The following is a 14,688-nucleotide window of genomic DNA, read 5'->3' on the forward strand; positions in this document are numbered from 1 at the left end:
CTTGAACGATACTTTTGACTACATAATGCGCTTTGTCATCGTGGTATTCGGCTATTGCTGCGGCCTCTTGACGGCAGGCTGGTTTCTGGCTGCCGTCCTCTTCCGCACCCTGGGCGTCGATTCATTCATGAACGATTTCGTTATGATGGCGAGCGATGCGGATGCTGGTTCGTTCTTTGCTGCAACCAGCTTCTGGAGCGCTGTCTTCGTCGGCGGTTTTGTTGTTTCGGTTTTGGCTGGCGGGTTCAGTTTTGTACCCGCCCTCATCCTGATCCTTCTTGCAGAAGCACGCGGTTACAAGTCGTCGCTGTTCTACTGTGTTGCAGGAGCCCTGATCGGACTTGCCGCAGCAGGCGCGTCGCTTCCGTTCAGCGATGGCAGAAGCGTGCCGGAAAGTTCGCTCTGGATCGCAGCCATCGCAGGAGCCGGTGTTGTCGGCAGCTTCGTCTACTGGCTGCTGGCCGGGCGCAATGCCGGGCGGCTTTTATCCCGCCCGGTCAACTGACCGCGATCTATTTCGCCTGCGCGGTGATGATCTTCAGCGCGAAGGCTGAGAAGACGCCCGCAAACATCCAGTCAACAATGCGCGTTACGGTCGGGTTCTTTTTCAGAAGCCCGGCAAAACGATCTGCCGCCACCACCATCGGAATGGTGAAGGGCAAGGCCATCGGAATGAACGACAGGCCGAGGAAGAACAATTTTCCCATGGCGTGAGGATCGTCCACAGAAACGAACTGCGGCAGGAAGGTCATGTTGAACAGGATGATCTTCGGGTTCAGTAGGTTGATGCCGAGACCGGTCAGCCAGTTCTGGAACAGCGTGTGCTTTTTACCGCCATTCTTTTCCGGCGAGAAGGCCGATCCCTTACGGACCGCCTGCACGGCCAGCCAGACCAGATAGCCCGCGCCCACCACTTTCAGTGCCGTAAAAGCTGCGGGAGACGCCAGAATGAGCGCCGAAAGGCCGAGCGCCACCATGGTCGTGTGAATGACGATGCCGGTGCTGGCGCCAGCCATGCAGGCAAAGCCTGCGGCCTTGCCTTCGGACAGGGCGCGCCCGACGAAAAGCGTCATGTCGGGACCGGGTGTAATGGAAAGGATCGCGGTTGCTATCGCGAATTGGACAAAAATCGTCCATTCGGGGATGAAGGTCAGGTTTGTCAGAAAAGACATCGAAATGTGCTCCAAGAGATGCCGCACGCTAGAATAATTTCCGGGTAAATGAAACTGGCTAGAGCGCCTTTCGATTGCATCAGGTTGGCGCTCTAATTTTCTTTCCAAAGCATAATCTTGTCGAACCGCGTTTCACGCCGGTCGGATTATGCTCCAACAGTCGAAGGGAGACAAAAATGCTGCTGATCGTAGGTACTGTTCGCCTGCCGCCGGAAAACCTCGTAAAAGCGCGCGAGGCCATGCAACGCATGATCATAGCCAGCCGGGCAGAGGACGGCTGCGTCGACTATGGCTATGCCGAGGACGTGCTGGAGCCGAGCCTGATCCACGTCAAGGAATTCTGGCGCGACCGCGCTTCGCTCGACCGGCATTTCGCCTCGCCCCATATTTCCGATTGGCGCGCGGCTTGGCCTGAACTTGGTATCGGCAGCCGCAATCTGGTTGTGTATGAAGTCGGCGAACCGCAGATCGCGTAATAGGCATGAGTTTTAGCGATAAGTCGCAGCCCTTCGGCTTGCACGCTGCTTGGCAACTGATAAAAGAACTACGGATAAATTCTGGGCGCCGCTCTGGAGCGCCTGATGATACGGAAGTTTATTATGAGCAAGTGGAAAGACGTTAAGAAAGTCGTTCTCGCCTATTCGGGCGGCCTCGACACCTCGATCATCCTGAAGTGGCTGCAGACGGAACTCGGTGCAGAAGTTGTGACCTTCACCGCCGACCTCGGCCAGGGCGAAGAACTTGAACCGGCCCGCAAGAAGGCAGAAATGCTGGGCATCAAGGAAATCTTCATCGAGGACGTGCGCGAGGAATTCGTGCGCGATTTCGTTTTCCCGATGTTCCGCGCCAATGCCGTTTATGAAGGCGTCTATCTGCTCGGCACTTCGATTGCCCGCCCGCTGATCTCCAAGCACCTGATCGACATCGCCAGAAAGACCGGCGCCGACGCCATCGCGCATGGCGCGACCGGCAAGGGCAACGACCAGGTTCGCTTCGAGCTTTCAGCCTATGCGCTAAACCCGGACATCAAGATCATCGCCCCATGGCGCGACTGGTCGTTCAAGAGCCGCACGCATCTGCTTGAATTCGCCGAACAGCACCAGATTCCGGTTGCCAAGGACAAGAAGGGCGAAGCGCCGTTCTCCGTCGACGCCAACCTGCTGCACTCCTCGTCCGAGGGTAAGGTGCTGGAAGATCCGGCTGTCGAGGCTCCGGAATATGTGCATATGCGCACCATCTCGCCGGAAACCGCTCCCGACAAGGCAACGATCATCAAGATCGGCTTTGAAAAGGGCGATGCCGTTTCGATCAACGGCGAGCGCCTGTCGCCTGCAACGCTGCTTGCCAAGCTCAACGATTATGGCCGCGACAACGGTATTGGTCGCCTTGATCTGGTTGAAAACCGTTTCGTCGGCATGAAGTCGCGTGGTGTCTACGAAACGCCGGGCGGCACGATCCTGCTGGCCGCACACCGCGCCATCGAATCGATCACGCTCGACCGCGGTGCGGCGCACCTCAAAGACGAGTTGATGCCGCGTTATGCCGAACTGATCTATTACGGCTTCTGGTTCTCGCCGGAACGCGAAATGCTGCAAGCCGCCATCGATCACAGCCAGCGCCATGTCGAGGGCGAAGTCACGCTCAAGCTCTACAAGGGCAATGTGATGGTGATCGGCCGCGAATCGGACAAGTCGCTCTATTCCGACAAGCTCGTGACGTTTGAAGACGATCAGGGTGCCTACGACCAGAAGGACGCCGCAGGCTTCATCAAGCTCAATGCACTGCGTCTGCGGACGCTGGCTGCACGTGATCGCAAATAAGCATATCCAATTCAGACAAAAGCCCGCCTTCCGGCGGGCTTTTGTTTTTTGAACAGGACGTGAATCTTGTCTTTTTATCTGGCACTGCCTGCCTGCATTCTGCTTGGCATTTATCTTCTGGTGCGCTGCATTGCCATCCTGTGGAAAGTGATCGCGCCGAATGTCCGCCACCAATTTGCGGGTAACGACCGGCCACATATCTTTCCTTTGCCAAGAGCCGGGCGATACGCGATCAGCATCATGTTTCCGCCGTTTACCGTTCTCACAGGAACAGCCTATTTCTCAACGCAATTTGCCATCAAGGCGCGCGCGACCGGCATCCCGATTGCCTATCATTCCATAAGCCGTTTTCTGTTGAGTGTCCGGCGGACGGATATGCGCGGCAATGCTTCTCACGCCTTGGGTTATTTCGACTGCACGACGCCCGGCGATTACGAAATCACCTGCCTGACCCCTGAAAAGATCAGGACGAATTTCCGGCTGGAAATAACGCCCCATATTTCGGTCCTGAAACTCGCACCTGTCATCGTCGGAACCATTCTCGCCGCTGGACTGAGCTTAGGTGGAACCATTGTCTTTCTGCTCTGGATGACCGGCAGAATCCCATGAGATTCAAGCGGCGTGTTTTATACCCGCCAACATCTTTCCCTCACCGGGACGTAAGGTCAGCACCCGCACGCCCTTAGAGGTGACAGCGACCGTATGTTCAAACTGCGCTGACAGTTTTCCGTCACGCGTCACCACCGTCCAGCCGTCCTTTTCGGTCTTCACCTTGGCCGTTCCCTGATTGAGCATCGGCTCGATGGTGAACACCATGCCCTCGCGGAGACGAACGCCAGTGCCCGGCTTGCCGAAATGCAGAACCTGCGGTTCCTCATGCATCTCGCGACCGATACCGTGGCCGCAATATTCCCGCACGACGCTGTAATCATGGCGCTTGGCATGGCGCTCGATGGCATGGCCGACGTCCCCCAAAGTTGCGCCGGGTCGCACGGCAGCAATCCCCTTCCACAAGGCTTCATAGGTCACACGGACCAGCCGCGAGGCAAAGGGAGCAACGTCACCGACCATATAGGTCTTGCTGGAATCAGCGATATAGCCATCCTTTTCCAGCGTAATATCAAAATTGATGATCTCACCATTGGCGATGATTTCATCATCCGACGGTATGCCGTGGCAGACAACCTCATTCTTTGAGGCATTCAGCACATAGGGAAAATCATATTGCCCCTTGCTTGCAGGCCGCGCCTGCAATTCGCGGGTAATGTAGTCCTCGACCAGATCATTGACCTGCATCGTGGTCATGCCCGCCAGTGGCATGCGGTCGATAAGTGCAAAAACGGAGGCGAGCAGCGCGCCGGATGCCGCCATTTTTTCCAGCTCAGCAGGGGTCTTGGTCATGATGACTGTAACACCAGAACCGGCATTTCAACATGTGCTGCACGCAACTGCATCTGTACGATCTCGTTGAACGACAGATCGGGATGAGACTGCGCCAGCATGCCGATCTTCATCCAGTATTCGGCCTGTGCGTTGATCGAACGACACATGACGTCACTCGCCTTGCGCAGTTCCTCATGCAGTTCGTCGCCGATTTTCACGATACCCATAAGCATTGTCCAGATTATACGATTCATATACGAAACATATATAAACCGCATAAGTATAACCATCAAGCCATACCGATAGTCGCTCAAGGAATCAAAATCACTTGCAATTAATACGGCCCCATATTATATGTCGCCGTATGGAAATAATCGAACAAAAACACCACGCCCTTCTGAGCGAAATGGAACGCCGGCACAGCCCGTCCACCGACGCGCTGAAAGCCTGCTTTGAAGTCTTGTCGCTTGCTGCGGCCATTGACCGGGATTGTGCCAACAGGCTTGCACCGCACAAGCTTTCCGAAGGCAAATTTATCCTGCTGTTTCTGTTGCAGAATGCGCCCAACGGTCTCTCGCCGCATGAGCTTTCAGAGCGCGCGGGCGTGACGCGCGCCACCATCACCGGCCTGTTGGACGGGCTGGAGCGGGATCGTTTCCTCAAGCGTCATGCGGATAGCGAGGACCGCCGCAAGCTGACTGTCCGGCTGACATCTGAAGGTTCGCTGCTGGCACAACAGCTTTTTGAAGAACATACCACATGGATTGCAAACCTGATGAGCGATCTCTCATCGGGCGAACAGCAACTCCTCAGCACCTTGCTGCGCCGCATCTGGAGCCGCACCGATACCGGTCGCTCTTTCAAGATCAATGAAACCCTAAAGGATATGACATGACCCATTACCTCGCCGAACTTTATTCGCCGAAATCGAGCTGGTATGCGCTCGATGCTGAAGGCAGGCAGGCCTTCTTTGAGAAAGTTGGCGCGGGTATGAGCGGTCTTGGGGCTCTCGGTATCGAAGCTTTGGCATTAGGTCCTGTCGACGCCACAAAGCCTTTTGCGCCCAACCAAAGTTTTTTCGCCATCTGGCGTTTCCCGGACGAAGCTGCTCTCGACATGCTTATTGCCGGAATCACTGCCACCGGATGGCATGACTATTTTGACACCATCAATGCGGCAGGTGAAGGCACAGACCTTCCCGGCCATCTGGCACAATTGGCAGGCGTGCCATTCAAGCAAGCCGCCTAAGCTAATCGCCCATCACAATGATGCTCCCTCTCACGGGAGCATTTTTCTATCCACATTTGCCCACAGATGATCCCGCTTGACTCTTGCCTAACTCGATTCAATACTGGAACATATAGAGAACAAAAGATGGAATCTAGACGTGAGCGGCATCGACATCGCGGCGCTGCGGCGCATGGTTATGACCATTGAAGGCAATGATCAGCAAGGTAGTTTTGCAAATCAGGGGCAAACGGGCTTCGGGCGGGCGCGCAGTTTCACGCTCGGCCATGCCGGAACCGATGCAGCCTTTCCGCATGGCCTTAGAGGCGATGCGCTGCATGAGGTTTTTGCCGAAAACCCTGGCGCGCACATGGCCGCGACCGGCTTTGCCCTCGCCTTTGCCGTCCGCGCCGCAGAACGTACCACAGCCCCCCGGCGCCCGATTATCTGGATTGAGGAAGAACGGGCATCAAGCGAGTATGGCGGACTTTATCCGCCGGGACTTCATGCCTTCGGGATCGATCCGTCGCGACTTCTGATCGTACACTGCCCCACGGCACAGGATGTCCTGAAGGCGGCAAACGATGCGCTGGAAGCCGGAAGTGGCAGCAAGGCATCGCATCTTGTTTCCGGCGTCGTCGCCTCCGTGACAGGCCAGCCGAAATGTCTCGACCTGACCGCCTCGCGTCGCCTGTTACTTGCAACCGAAACCGCACAACTGCCCGTCATTCTGCTCAGGAGCCACCGCACGGGCGTGCAGAGCGCAGCGGTCAGTCGCTGGCGGGTGGCCCCCGCGCCATCCCGTTCAAGCGGAGCAAACGCACCCGGCAAGCCTGTCTTTTCGGCGGTTCTGGAACGCAATCGCCACGGCACATGCGGGCAGTGGATCATGGAATGGAACAATGAAACCCAGAAATTTAGTGCAAACGAACGGGATGGCAGAACGTCTGTTTCTCGCCCTCTGGTTTCCGTTTCTGCCGACCGACCGGCTTCGCAGCAGCGCTCCGCCTGACGGAAAGCCGCGCCTGCCTTTAATCGTGACCGAGCGCACGGCCAATGCGCTGCGCCTGACGGCGGTGGATGCAGCAGCGGCAAAGCTTGGTCTTTTTCCCGGCATGGCGCTGACGGATGCACGCGCCCGTGTGGAAAGGCTAGAAGTAGCAGCGGCGGCACCGGAACATGATACGGCATTGCTCAAGCGTCTTGCTCATTGGTGCGAACGCTACACGCCGCTTGTCGCCTTCGACCAGCCGCATGGGCTGATGCTCGACATAACCGGCTGCGCGCATCTTTTTGGCGGGCTCGACACCATGCGTGCAGACGCGGTCAGGCGTCTGGAACGAGCCGGGCTTGGCGTACAGGCGGCGATTGCCGATAACAGTTTTGCCGCGCGGCTTCTGGCGCGGGGCTCCAAGGGCGGTGTTTTCAGCAAAGCGGAGGCCGACCGGCTGCTTCCCCGTCTGCCGCTCTCCGCGCTTGAACTGACACAGGCCACGGAAACCGGTCTCAAGCGCGCCGGATTGAAACGCATCGGCGATGTGATGGAGCTTCCGCGTGCTGCACTCACCGCCCGTTTCGGCACCGATCTTGCGATCCGGCTCGACCGGCTGACGCGGCGCGAGCGCGCACCAATTTCACCCTTGCGCATCATGCCGCTCAGGAGCGTCGAGCGCCGCATGTCAGAACCGATCACCGCGATGGAACTGGTCGAACACATCTTGCAGGAACTGGCACAGGAGCTTTTTACGCAGCTTGAACCGGAGGGCAAAGGCGCACTTCTGATTGAAGCCTCCTTCTTCCGTGTCGATGGCGAAGTGCGCCATATCCACATTGAGACCGGCCAGCCTTTGCGCAACGACAAGGTCTTCCTGCGCCTTGCGCGTGAAAGGCTCAAGGCCTTGACCTCCCCACTTGATGCCGGTTTCGGCTTCGACATGATCCGGCTGGCAGCGCTGCGCAGCGCGCCAATCGCCCAGCGCCAGATGGGGCTAGACCAGCATAAGGAAGATGAAGCCGGGTTCGGCCAGCTTGTTGACCGGCTTTCGGCACGGCTTGGACAGAACCGTGTTCTCGTTGCCTTTTCGCGCAACACGCATATTCCCGAGCGGGCCTTCGGCCTGCACCCTGCCCTGCACACGGACGGCAAGGGCGAAGCCGATTTTGAAAGCGCGCGAATGCTTTCCCCGGCACTTCCTGGTGACCCGCCTGCCCGTCCCATAAAACTGTTTTGCCCGCCACAGCCAATCGAAAGCGTGGCGGAAGTGCCTGATAGTCCGCCTTCGTTCTTCCTGTGGCGGCGGGTGCGCCACCATGTGCGCCTTGCCGAAGGGCCGGAAAGGATCGAGCCGGAATGGTGGCGCACAATCGGTCAGGACGTTCCGCAACTGCGCGATTATTACCGGGTGGAAGACGAAAACGGCCAGCGCTTCTGGATTTTCCGCGAGGGGCTTTATGACGGTGCCAATCATCCTCGCTGGTTTCTGCATGGACTGTTCGCGTGATGGCTCATTATTTCGAAATGGCTGCTGCCAGCAATTTTTCCTTCCTTTGCGGCGCTTCGCATCCGCAGGAAATGGTATTGCGTGCGCATGAGCTTGGCCTGTCGGGTATCGGCATTGCCGACCGCAACACGCTGGCCGGTGTGGTGCGGGCACATGCGGCATGGAAGGATTTTCGCAAGACTTGCGATTTCCGGCTTTTCATCGGCTGCCGTCTGTCATTCACCGACGGCACGCCGGATATGGTCGTCTATCCGCGTGATCGCCCGGCCTATGGGCAATTATGCCGCCTGCTGACGGAGGGCAAGACACGCGCCGCCATCAAGGGGGAATGCCATCTCGAATGGAGCGACCTGCTGTTTCGCGCCCGACAGTTCCAGATCGCTGTCTTTCCGCCTGACGACGACCAGCCGGATTTTGCCGCACGTCTGACGGAGATTGCGCAAGCTGCCCCCGGCTCGGTCTGGCTGGCGCTCGCCATGCCGCATCAGGGCCATGACGGACGCCGCGCAGAGCGGATCGCCCGTTTTGCAACGGAAGCCAATGTGCCGCTGCTCGCCACCAATGACGCGCTCTATCATCACCCCGACCGCCGCGCACTTCAGGACGTGCTGACGGCCACGCGCCATCACACGACAGTTTTCGATGCCGGCCGGCTTCTCGAGAAAAATGCCGAACGCCACATCAAACCGCCAAAGGAAATGCTGCGGCTGTTCCGCGATTATCCTGAAGCCGTCGCGGCAACCGCCGATTTCGTCGCGCCCATTACCTTCCAGCTTGATGAGCTGAAATATGCCTATCCCGATGAACCCATCCCGCCCGGCAAGACAGCGCAACAGCATCTGCATGATCTCACCTGGGAAGGTGCCGCCCGTCATTACGGCGCGGACAGCATACCGCCAAAAGTACAGACACTGATCCATAAGGAGCTGGCGCTGATCGAGAAGCTGCAATATGCGGCTTATTTTCTCACCGTCTATGACATTGTGAGCTATGCCCGCGAGAAAGGCATTCTATGTCAGGGGCGCGGTTCAGCCGCCAATTCCGTCGTATGCTTCTGCCTTGGCGTCACCGGTGTGGACCCGACACAGGTCGATCTCCTGTTCGAACGCTTCATCTCCGCCGAGCGCCAGGAGCCGCCGGATATCGACGTCGATTTCGAGCATGAGCGCCGCGAAGAGGTGATGCAATATGTCTATGAGCGCTACACCAGAGATCGCGCAGCCATTGTCGCAACGGTCATCAGCTATCGTTCCCGCAGTGCGATCCGCGATGTGGGCAAGGCGCTGGGGCTGACCGAAGACGTAACAGCAGTGCTTGCCAATACGGTCTGGGGCATATCGGGCGGTGGCATCGACAAGCAGCATATAAGACAGGCGGGGCTTGATCCCGACAATCCCATCATCCGCTGCGCGGTGGAACTCGCCATTACGCTGATCGGCTTTCCACGTCATCTGTCGCAGCATGTCGGCGGCTTCGTGCTCACCCGTGACCGGCTGGACGAAACCGTGCCCATTGGCCCGGCGGCGATGGACAAGCGATCGTTCATTGAGTGGGACAAGGACGATATCGACGAGGTGGGACTGATGAAGGTGGATGTGCTGTCGCTCGGCATGCTCACCTGCATCCGCAAGGCCTTCGACCTCATTCACCAGCATAAGCCGCAGCTTTACCGCGGAGAAAAGCTGGCACTGGCCAACCTGCCTCGCGAAGACCAAACTGTCTATGACATGCTGTGCAAAGGGGATTCACTCGGTGTTTTTCAGGTGGAAAGCCGCGCCCAGATGAACATGCTGCCGCGCCTGCGCCCGCGTGAGTTCTATGATCTCGTCATCGAGGTCGCCATCGTACGGCCCGGCCCCATTCAGGGCGACATGGTCCATCCCTATCTGCGGCGGCGAAACAATGAAGAACCCTGCACCTTGCCATCGCCAGCGCCGGAATATGGGCCACCCGACGAGTTGCTACAAATTCTCGGCAAGACCAAAGGGGTGCCGCTGTTTCAGGAACAGGCGATGCGCATAGCCATGGAGGCCGCAAAATTCACACCGGATGAAGCCAACCAGTTGCGCCGCGCCATGGCCACTTTCCGCAAGATGGGCACCATCCACACGATGGAGAAGAAGATGATCGACGGCATGGTCAGTCGTGGCTACGATCGGAGCTTTGCCGAAAACTGCTTCAACCAGATCAAGGGGTTCGGCGAATATGGCTTCCCCGAAAGCCATGCGGCAAGCTTTGCGCATCTGGTCTATATTTCGGCATGGATAAAGTGCCACCATCCGGAAGTATTCGCCGCAGCGCTTCTCAATTCCCAGCCTATGGGTTTTTATGCTCCCGCCCAAATCATACGCGATGCGCGCGAACATGGCGTGACGGTGCTGCCTGTCGATGTGAACGTCAGCCATTGGGATAATATTCTGGAGGATACGCTCGATATCCGACCGGCGCTGCGGCTCGGCTTCCGGCAGATCGACGGCTTTTCCAAACGGGATACCGAGCTCCTGATTGCAGACCGGCAGGAACCTTACCGCACCATTGAGGACATGCATCGACGGCTCCGGCTCGACCGCCGCGCCTTCACGCTTTTGGCCGATGCCGATGCCTTCGGCTCACTCGATATCGACCGCCGTGCAGCACTGTGGGCCGTGCGCCGTCTGCCCAATGACGAAACGCTGCCGCTTTTCCGTGCCGCCGCAACCAGCGAGCTGGCGGACGAGCCGCGCACGAAGCTTCCTGAAATGGCCGCATCCGAACATGTGATTGCCGATTACGAGACGACACGGCTCTCGCTGAAAGGGCATCCGCTGCAATATCTGCGCGAGGGACTGGCAGCGGAAGGCGTTTCCACCTGTCGCGCGGTGCAGGAAGGCGCCGACGGACGCCGCATGAAAGTGGCAGGCGTCGTCACCGTGCGCCAGCGCCCCGGCAGTGCCAAAGGCGTGGTTTTCCTCACCATCGAGGATGAAACCGGCATTGCCAATATTGTCGTCTGGGCGAAGATCATGAAAGCGTTTCGCCGCGAAGTGATGGGCGCGCGGTTGATCCATATCGAAGGCCGCATCCAGCGCAGCCCCGAAGGGGTCGTGCATCTGGTGGCGTCAAAGTTGCAGGACCGTTCGGCAGCATTGATCGAAATGAGCGGGCGCGAAACACAGCGCCTCGTCGCTCCATCCCAGACGGCTCATCATCCGCGCAATGTGAGGATTATGCCGAACTCACGCGACTTCCATTAGGATTCAGTTTCTGACGGCCTGCAAATGGCACACTTCTGCGCTTCCGGTGCTCATGTACCTTAAAGTAAATTCCGCTCCGGTTCTCGCAAACCACCATTTTCGGCACGTCATAAACTGAATCCGCGACGCCGCCCTTTTCGTTAATTCCACGCGCCAACGAACAACACCGCGCAATAATGCAGCGCCGCGCCCACCACGACAAAACCGTGCCAGATGGCATTCTGAAATCGCAAGCGCTCCCAGACATGGAAGATCACACCCAGCGAGTAGACCATACCACCGGCTGCAATCAGCCAGAAGACCGCAGGCGGCAGCGACTGCACCATCGTGTCATAGACCATCACCCCGCTCCAGCCGAGCGCCAGATAAAGCAAGATCGACAGCCGGTCGAAACGCCCCGGCATAAACAGTTTCAGCATGATGCCAATAAAAGCCACGCCCCAGACAAAGAGAAGCAACGGCAGCGCGCGATCCCCCATATGTACGGCGAAAGGCGTGTAAGTTCCGGCAATGAGAAGATAAATCGCCGAATGGTCGAAACGGCGCAGAAACCATTTGGTCGGCGAAACCGGCCAGATATTGTAGACGGCTGAAATTCCGAGCGCAGCCAGAAGGCTCGCGAGATAGACCCCCGACGAAATCGAGGTCGCCGCAGGCATGTTCGGCAGGAAATAAACCAGCATGGCAATAGCGCCAGCAAACGCCAACCCGACACCCAGCACATGGATGACGCCATCGGCCCACAGTTCGGCCCGGTCATATTTCCATTTGACTGGATGAGGCAGCCTTACATTCATAGAATTTCCCTGTCTTCGGTTCCAGAGCGCGTTTCGAACTGATTGAATCAGATCGGCGCTCTGGTCCTTTGTTTTAACGCGCATCTTTTCCGAAAACCGTTTCACACTTTTCGGGATGCGCTCTCAACAGGAAACTGCCATCACTTTGCAGCGTCAAGATGACAGTTGGTTGATACGAAATTATTGCGCTGCCGGTGTGTAGGAGGCCTGAACTGGCGCAACGCCGGGGAGCGGTGCTGCTCCGCCTTCCGGCAAGGACGCCGGTTGGATGGAAGCGGCTGCATCACGGGTCGGGCCCTTGCGCTTCCAGCTTCCGTCGAGGCCGGTTTCCTGCAACATTCCCTTGCGCTTGGCGTCGTAGTAATAGCCGCGCGCATAATAGCGAACTGCCTGGCTCTCATCGCCATCCGCCACCTTATAAGCGCCGGATAGATAACGAACCGCATATTTCAGATTGGTTTCCGCATCCAAAAGGCCCTTGGCCGATCCCGTATAGCCCATACCGCGCGCGGTCGGATGGCTGATCTGCATCAAGCCCCAATAGGGCCCGTTGCGCGCAGCCGGATTGAACCGGCTTTCGCGCTGCACCACCCGGCGTACAAGGCGCTCCGGCACGTCATAGGCAACGGAATATTTGGTGATCAGCGCATCGAGATTTTCGGGCGCATGATCCGGCGTCTCGAAAGCCATATTGGCCGCAACGGATGCCGGTGAAGCGGCGGCCTGCGCACCGGCATAGGCCATCATCGGTTCGGACTGGCCGCGAACGCCGGGAACAGGAACACGGGCAGGCAGGACCGGATCGGAAGGGTCGGTCACGGCTGCTACAGTCTGCGTTCCGGCAACCGCGCTTGCATCGGCGGTCGCCGTGCCTGCTGCGGATGCGGTCTGGCTGGATGCATCGGTCTGCGTAATCAGCGCCGTTTTCACCGGCTTGCCGTCATTGGTGGTGTTGCAGGCGCTGAGCACCACGGCACAACCGACAAGCACAAAGCCCTTGCGGACCAGATCAGCGGGAAAAGAAAGCGCGTGACGCATGAGCGGATCCGTTCTCAGGAATCGAAATCTTTTTCGATGCGTTTTTCAAGCTCGACCAAATCTTCGGGCAAAGGCAAACCAGCGGCCCGCAGCGCATTGAGCTTCTCGCGAACCGTTTCACGGATTTCATGAGCGTCTTGCGGCTGATTCACCATCTGCTCGAAAAGCAGTGCAATCTCTGCCTTGATGTCCTCGAATGCCATCCAGATCCTCTTGGCTTTACGGGAATCGGAACCCACCCGTTTCAGTCAATATTCTTTCGGTCGATGAGGATCATGTACCATGCAAAAGACGGCAAACGGAAGCGCTAAACGTCGGGGCTGCGCCAAAATGAATATTTCAAATGGTAACAAGAAGCTCCACGCACTCACATAATGCGCGACAGCATCGCATCTACAGCATTGAAATCGAAAGCAAAAATCCCAAAATCATCGAAGTCGAGACCACCATTTGGATCGAAGAGATAAATGCTCATCCAGACGAGCGCGATCACAAGCAAAATTGCCAGAACCATCAGAATCAAAAGGTGTCGTCCGAGCGCGGTCCTGCGACCCGCTCCTTCCGGCGGCGGCTTGGCCATGGTCAAATGCTGCCTTGTTCAATCGTCGTTAGTCGCGTTCAGCTCATCTGGTGGCGTGCCGTGTTCGGGCTCCGCCTGCAGATAGCCCTCGCGGACCAGCCATTTGCGCAGGATCAGCGTCGTCGCCTCGGTCTGGTTGAGACCGGGATGCCTTTCGGCAATGAAGCGCTCCAGAGCGTCGTGCACGTCATCGGGAAGATAGATGCTCATTCATGCTCCTCCACATGAAAAAATCAGACCACAGTCACGGACAGGGTGGCCACGCCGTCGACCTTGCCTTCAAGATGGTCGCCGCGCTTCACCGGCCCGACGCCCGCGGGCGTACCCGTAAAGATAAGATCACCGGGCTGCAGCTCAAAGAGCGAAGACAGGTAGGAAATGGTTTCCGCCACCTTCCAGATCATTTGGTTGAGATCGCCCGACTGGCGGGTTTCGCCATTGATGACCAGTGAAATCGCAGCCTTTTCCGGGTGGCCGACTTCCGACACCGGTACGATAGCCGAACAGGGGGCGGAATGGTCGAAAGCCTTGGCCACTTCCCAGGGACGTCCGGCCTTTTTGGCCACGGCTTGCAGGTCGCGGCGCGTCATGTCGATGCCGACGGCGTAGCCGTAAACATGGTCCAGCGCCTTTTCGACAGCAATGTCGGCGCCACCGGCCTTCAGCGCCACCACAAGCTCGATCTCATGATGCACGTCCTCGGTCTTCGACGGATAAGGAAAATCACCCCCTTCGATCACGAGGTTGTCCGGGTTCTTCTGGAAGAAGAACGGCGGGTTGCGGGTCGGATCGCCGCCCATTTCGATGGCATGATCGGCATAGTTCTGGCCCACGCAGTAAATGCGATGCACGGGAAAACGCGCGTCCGTTCCCTTCACAGGCAAAAATGGCTGCGGGGGCGGCGCAAAAACATAAGTCGTCATGGGGAACTATTCCG

The 14,688-nt window shown here is 57.8% G+C and carries 18 protein-coding genes; 9 read left to right on the top strand and 9 right to left on the bottom strand.

What is annotated here, in order from left to right; genetic code table 11:
- Position 1 precedes the first annotated feature (1 nt).
- The gene (locus FJQ48_RS09890; protein ID WP_139974960.1) at positions 2-505 is read left to right on the top strand and encodes a hypothetical protein; all 504 of its coding nucleotides are present in this window, start codon (positions 2-4) and stop codon (positions 503-505) included.
- A gap of 7 nt (positions 506-512) precedes the next feature.
- Here FJQ48_RS09890 and FJQ48_RS09895 read toward each other — a convergent pair whose 3' ends face one another.
- Positions 513-1,172: a LysE family translocator gene (locus FJQ48_RS09895; RefSeq protein WP_139974961.1), complete on the bottom strand. Its 660-nt coding sequence runs from the start codon at positions 1,170-1,172 to the stop codon at positions 513-515.
- 176 nt (positions 1,173-1,348) lie between these two features.
- Here FJQ48_RS09895 and FJQ48_RS09900 point away from each other — a divergent pair, with 176 nt between their 5' ends.
- The 3 genes from FJQ48_RS09900 (at position 1,349) to FJQ48_RS09910 (ending at position 3,601) form a co-directional block, all read left to right on the top strand.
- Positions 1,349-1,648, top strand: coding sequence for a putative quinol monooxygenase (locus FJQ48_RS09900; protein ID WP_139974962.1), 300 nt, complete (start codon positions 1,349-1,351; stop codon positions 1,646-1,648).
- A 123-nt stretch (positions 1,649-1,771) separates the two neighbouring features.
- Positions 1,772-2,992 (top strand): argininosuccinate synthase, encoded by a 1,221-nt coding sequence (locus tag FJQ48_RS09905; protein ID WP_121996165.1) that lies wholly within the window; start codon positions 1,772-1,774, stop codon positions 2,990-2,992.
- Positions 2,993-3,058: 66 nt separating this feature from the next.
- Positions 3,059-3,601: a hypothetical protein gene (locus tag FJQ48_RS09910; RefSeq protein ID WP_247870347.1), complete on the top strand. Its 543-nt coding sequence runs from the start codon at positions 3,059-3,061 to the stop codon at positions 3,599-3,601.
- A 3-nt stretch (positions 3,602-3,604) separates the two neighbouring features.
- Here the strand turns inward: FJQ48_RS09910 and map are convergent, their stop codons facing one another.
- Together map and FJQ48_RS09920 are read right to left on the bottom strand one after the other, a co-directional pair.
- Positions 3,605-4,393, bottom strand: a complete 789-nt coding sequence (gene map, locus FJQ48_RS09915) for a type I methionyl aminopeptidase (RefSeq protein WP_139974963.1) — start codon at positions 4,391-4,393, stop codon at positions 3,605-3,607.
- Entirely contained in the window at positions 4,390-4,602 is a 213-nt protein-coding gene (locus FJQ48_RS09920) for a ParD-like family protein (protein WP_139974964.1), read from the bottom strand. Before FJQ48_RS09920 ends, map begins: the two co-directional genes overlap by 4 nt.
- A 137-nt stretch (positions 4,603-4,739) precedes the next feature.
- Between FJQ48_RS09920 and FJQ48_RS09925 the strand changes: the two genes are divergently transcribed.
- From FJQ48_RS09925 to FJQ48_RS09945, 5 genes are all read left to right on the top strand, one after another.
- Entirely contained in the window at positions 4,740-5,270 is a 531-nt protein-coding gene (locus FJQ48_RS09925; RefSeq protein ID WP_139974965.1) for a MarR family transcriptional regulator, read from the top strand.
- Entirely contained in the window at positions 5,267-5,623 is a 357-nt protein-coding gene (locus tag FJQ48_RS09930) for a DUF6616 family protein (protein ID WP_139974966.1), read from the top strand. Before FJQ48_RS09925 ends, FJQ48_RS09930 begins: the two co-directional genes overlap by 4 nt.
- A 139-nt stretch (positions 5,624-5,762) precedes the next feature.
- Positions 5,763-6,614: a hypothetical protein gene (locus FJQ48_RS09935; RefSeq protein WP_139974967.1), complete on the top strand. Its 852-nt coding sequence runs from the start codon at positions 5,763-5,765 to the stop codon at positions 6,612-6,614.
- Positions 6,550-8,103 carry a DNA polymerase Y family protein gene (locus tag FJQ48_RS09940; protein WP_139975101.1) on the top strand — a complete coding sequence of 518 codons (1,554 nt, stop codon included), beginning with the start codon at positions 6,550-6,552 and terminating at the stop codon, positions 8,101-8,103. Before FJQ48_RS09935 ends, FJQ48_RS09940 begins: the two co-directional genes overlap by 65 nt.
- On the top strand, positions 8,103-11,336 hold the full coding sequence (locus tag FJQ48_RS09945; protein WP_139974968.1) for an error-prone DNA polymerase: 3,234 nt from the start codon (positions 8,103-8,105) through the stop codon (positions 11,334-11,336). Before FJQ48_RS09940 ends, FJQ48_RS09945 begins: the two co-directional genes overlap by 1 nt.
- Positions 11,337-11,476: 140 nt before the next feature.
- Here FJQ48_RS09945 and FJQ48_RS09950 read toward each other — a convergent pair whose 3' ends face one another.
- The 6 genes from FJQ48_RS09950 to FJQ48_RS09975 all read right to left on the bottom strand — a co-directional run bounded on the left by FJQ48_RS09950 (position 11,477) and on the right by FJQ48_RS09975 (position 14,674).
- On the bottom strand, positions 11,477-12,133 hold the full coding sequence (locus tag FJQ48_RS09950; RefSeq protein ID WP_139974969.1) for a hemolysin III family protein: 657 nt from the start codon (positions 12,131-12,133) through the stop codon (positions 11,477-11,479).
- 180 nt (positions 12,134-12,313) lie between these two features.
- On the bottom strand, positions 12,314-13,171 hold the full coding sequence (locus tag FJQ48_RS09955) for a lytic transglycosylase domain-containing protein (protein ID WP_139974970.1): 858 nt from the start codon (positions 13,169-13,171) through the stop codon (positions 12,314-12,316).
- 14 nt (positions 13,172-13,185) lie between these two features.
- Entirely contained in the window at positions 13,186-13,374 is a 189-nt protein-coding gene (locus FJQ48_RS09960; RefSeq protein ID WP_139974971.1) for a hypothetical protein, read from the bottom strand.
- A gap of 164 nt (positions 13,375-13,538) precedes the next feature.
- Positions 13,539-13,751, bottom strand: coding sequence for a hypothetical protein (locus FJQ48_RS09965; RefSeq protein WP_139974972.1), 213 nt, complete (start codon positions 13,749-13,751; stop codon positions 13,539-13,541).
- 18 nt (positions 13,752-13,769) lie between these two features.
- Positions 13,770-13,961 (bottom strand): hypothetical protein, encoded by a 192-nt coding sequence (locus FJQ48_RS09970; RefSeq protein WP_139974973.1) that lies wholly within the window; start codon positions 13,959-13,961, stop codon positions 13,770-13,772.
- 23 nt (positions 13,962-13,984) lie between these two features.
- Positions 13,985-14,674 carry a fumarylacetoacetate hydrolase family protein gene (locus tag FJQ48_RS09975; RefSeq protein ID WP_139974974.1) on the bottom strand — a complete coding sequence of 230 codons (690 nt, stop codon included), beginning with the start codon at positions 14,672-14,674 and terminating at the stop codon, positions 13,985-13,987.
- Between the last annotated feature and the right edge of the window lie 14 nt (positions 14,675-14,688).

The organism is Ochrobactrum sp. CGA5 (assembly GCF_006345815.1).
In the GTDB taxonomy this organism is placed as follows: domain Bacteria; phylum Pseudomonadota; class Alphaproteobacteria; order Rhizobiales; family Rhizobiaceae; genus Brucella.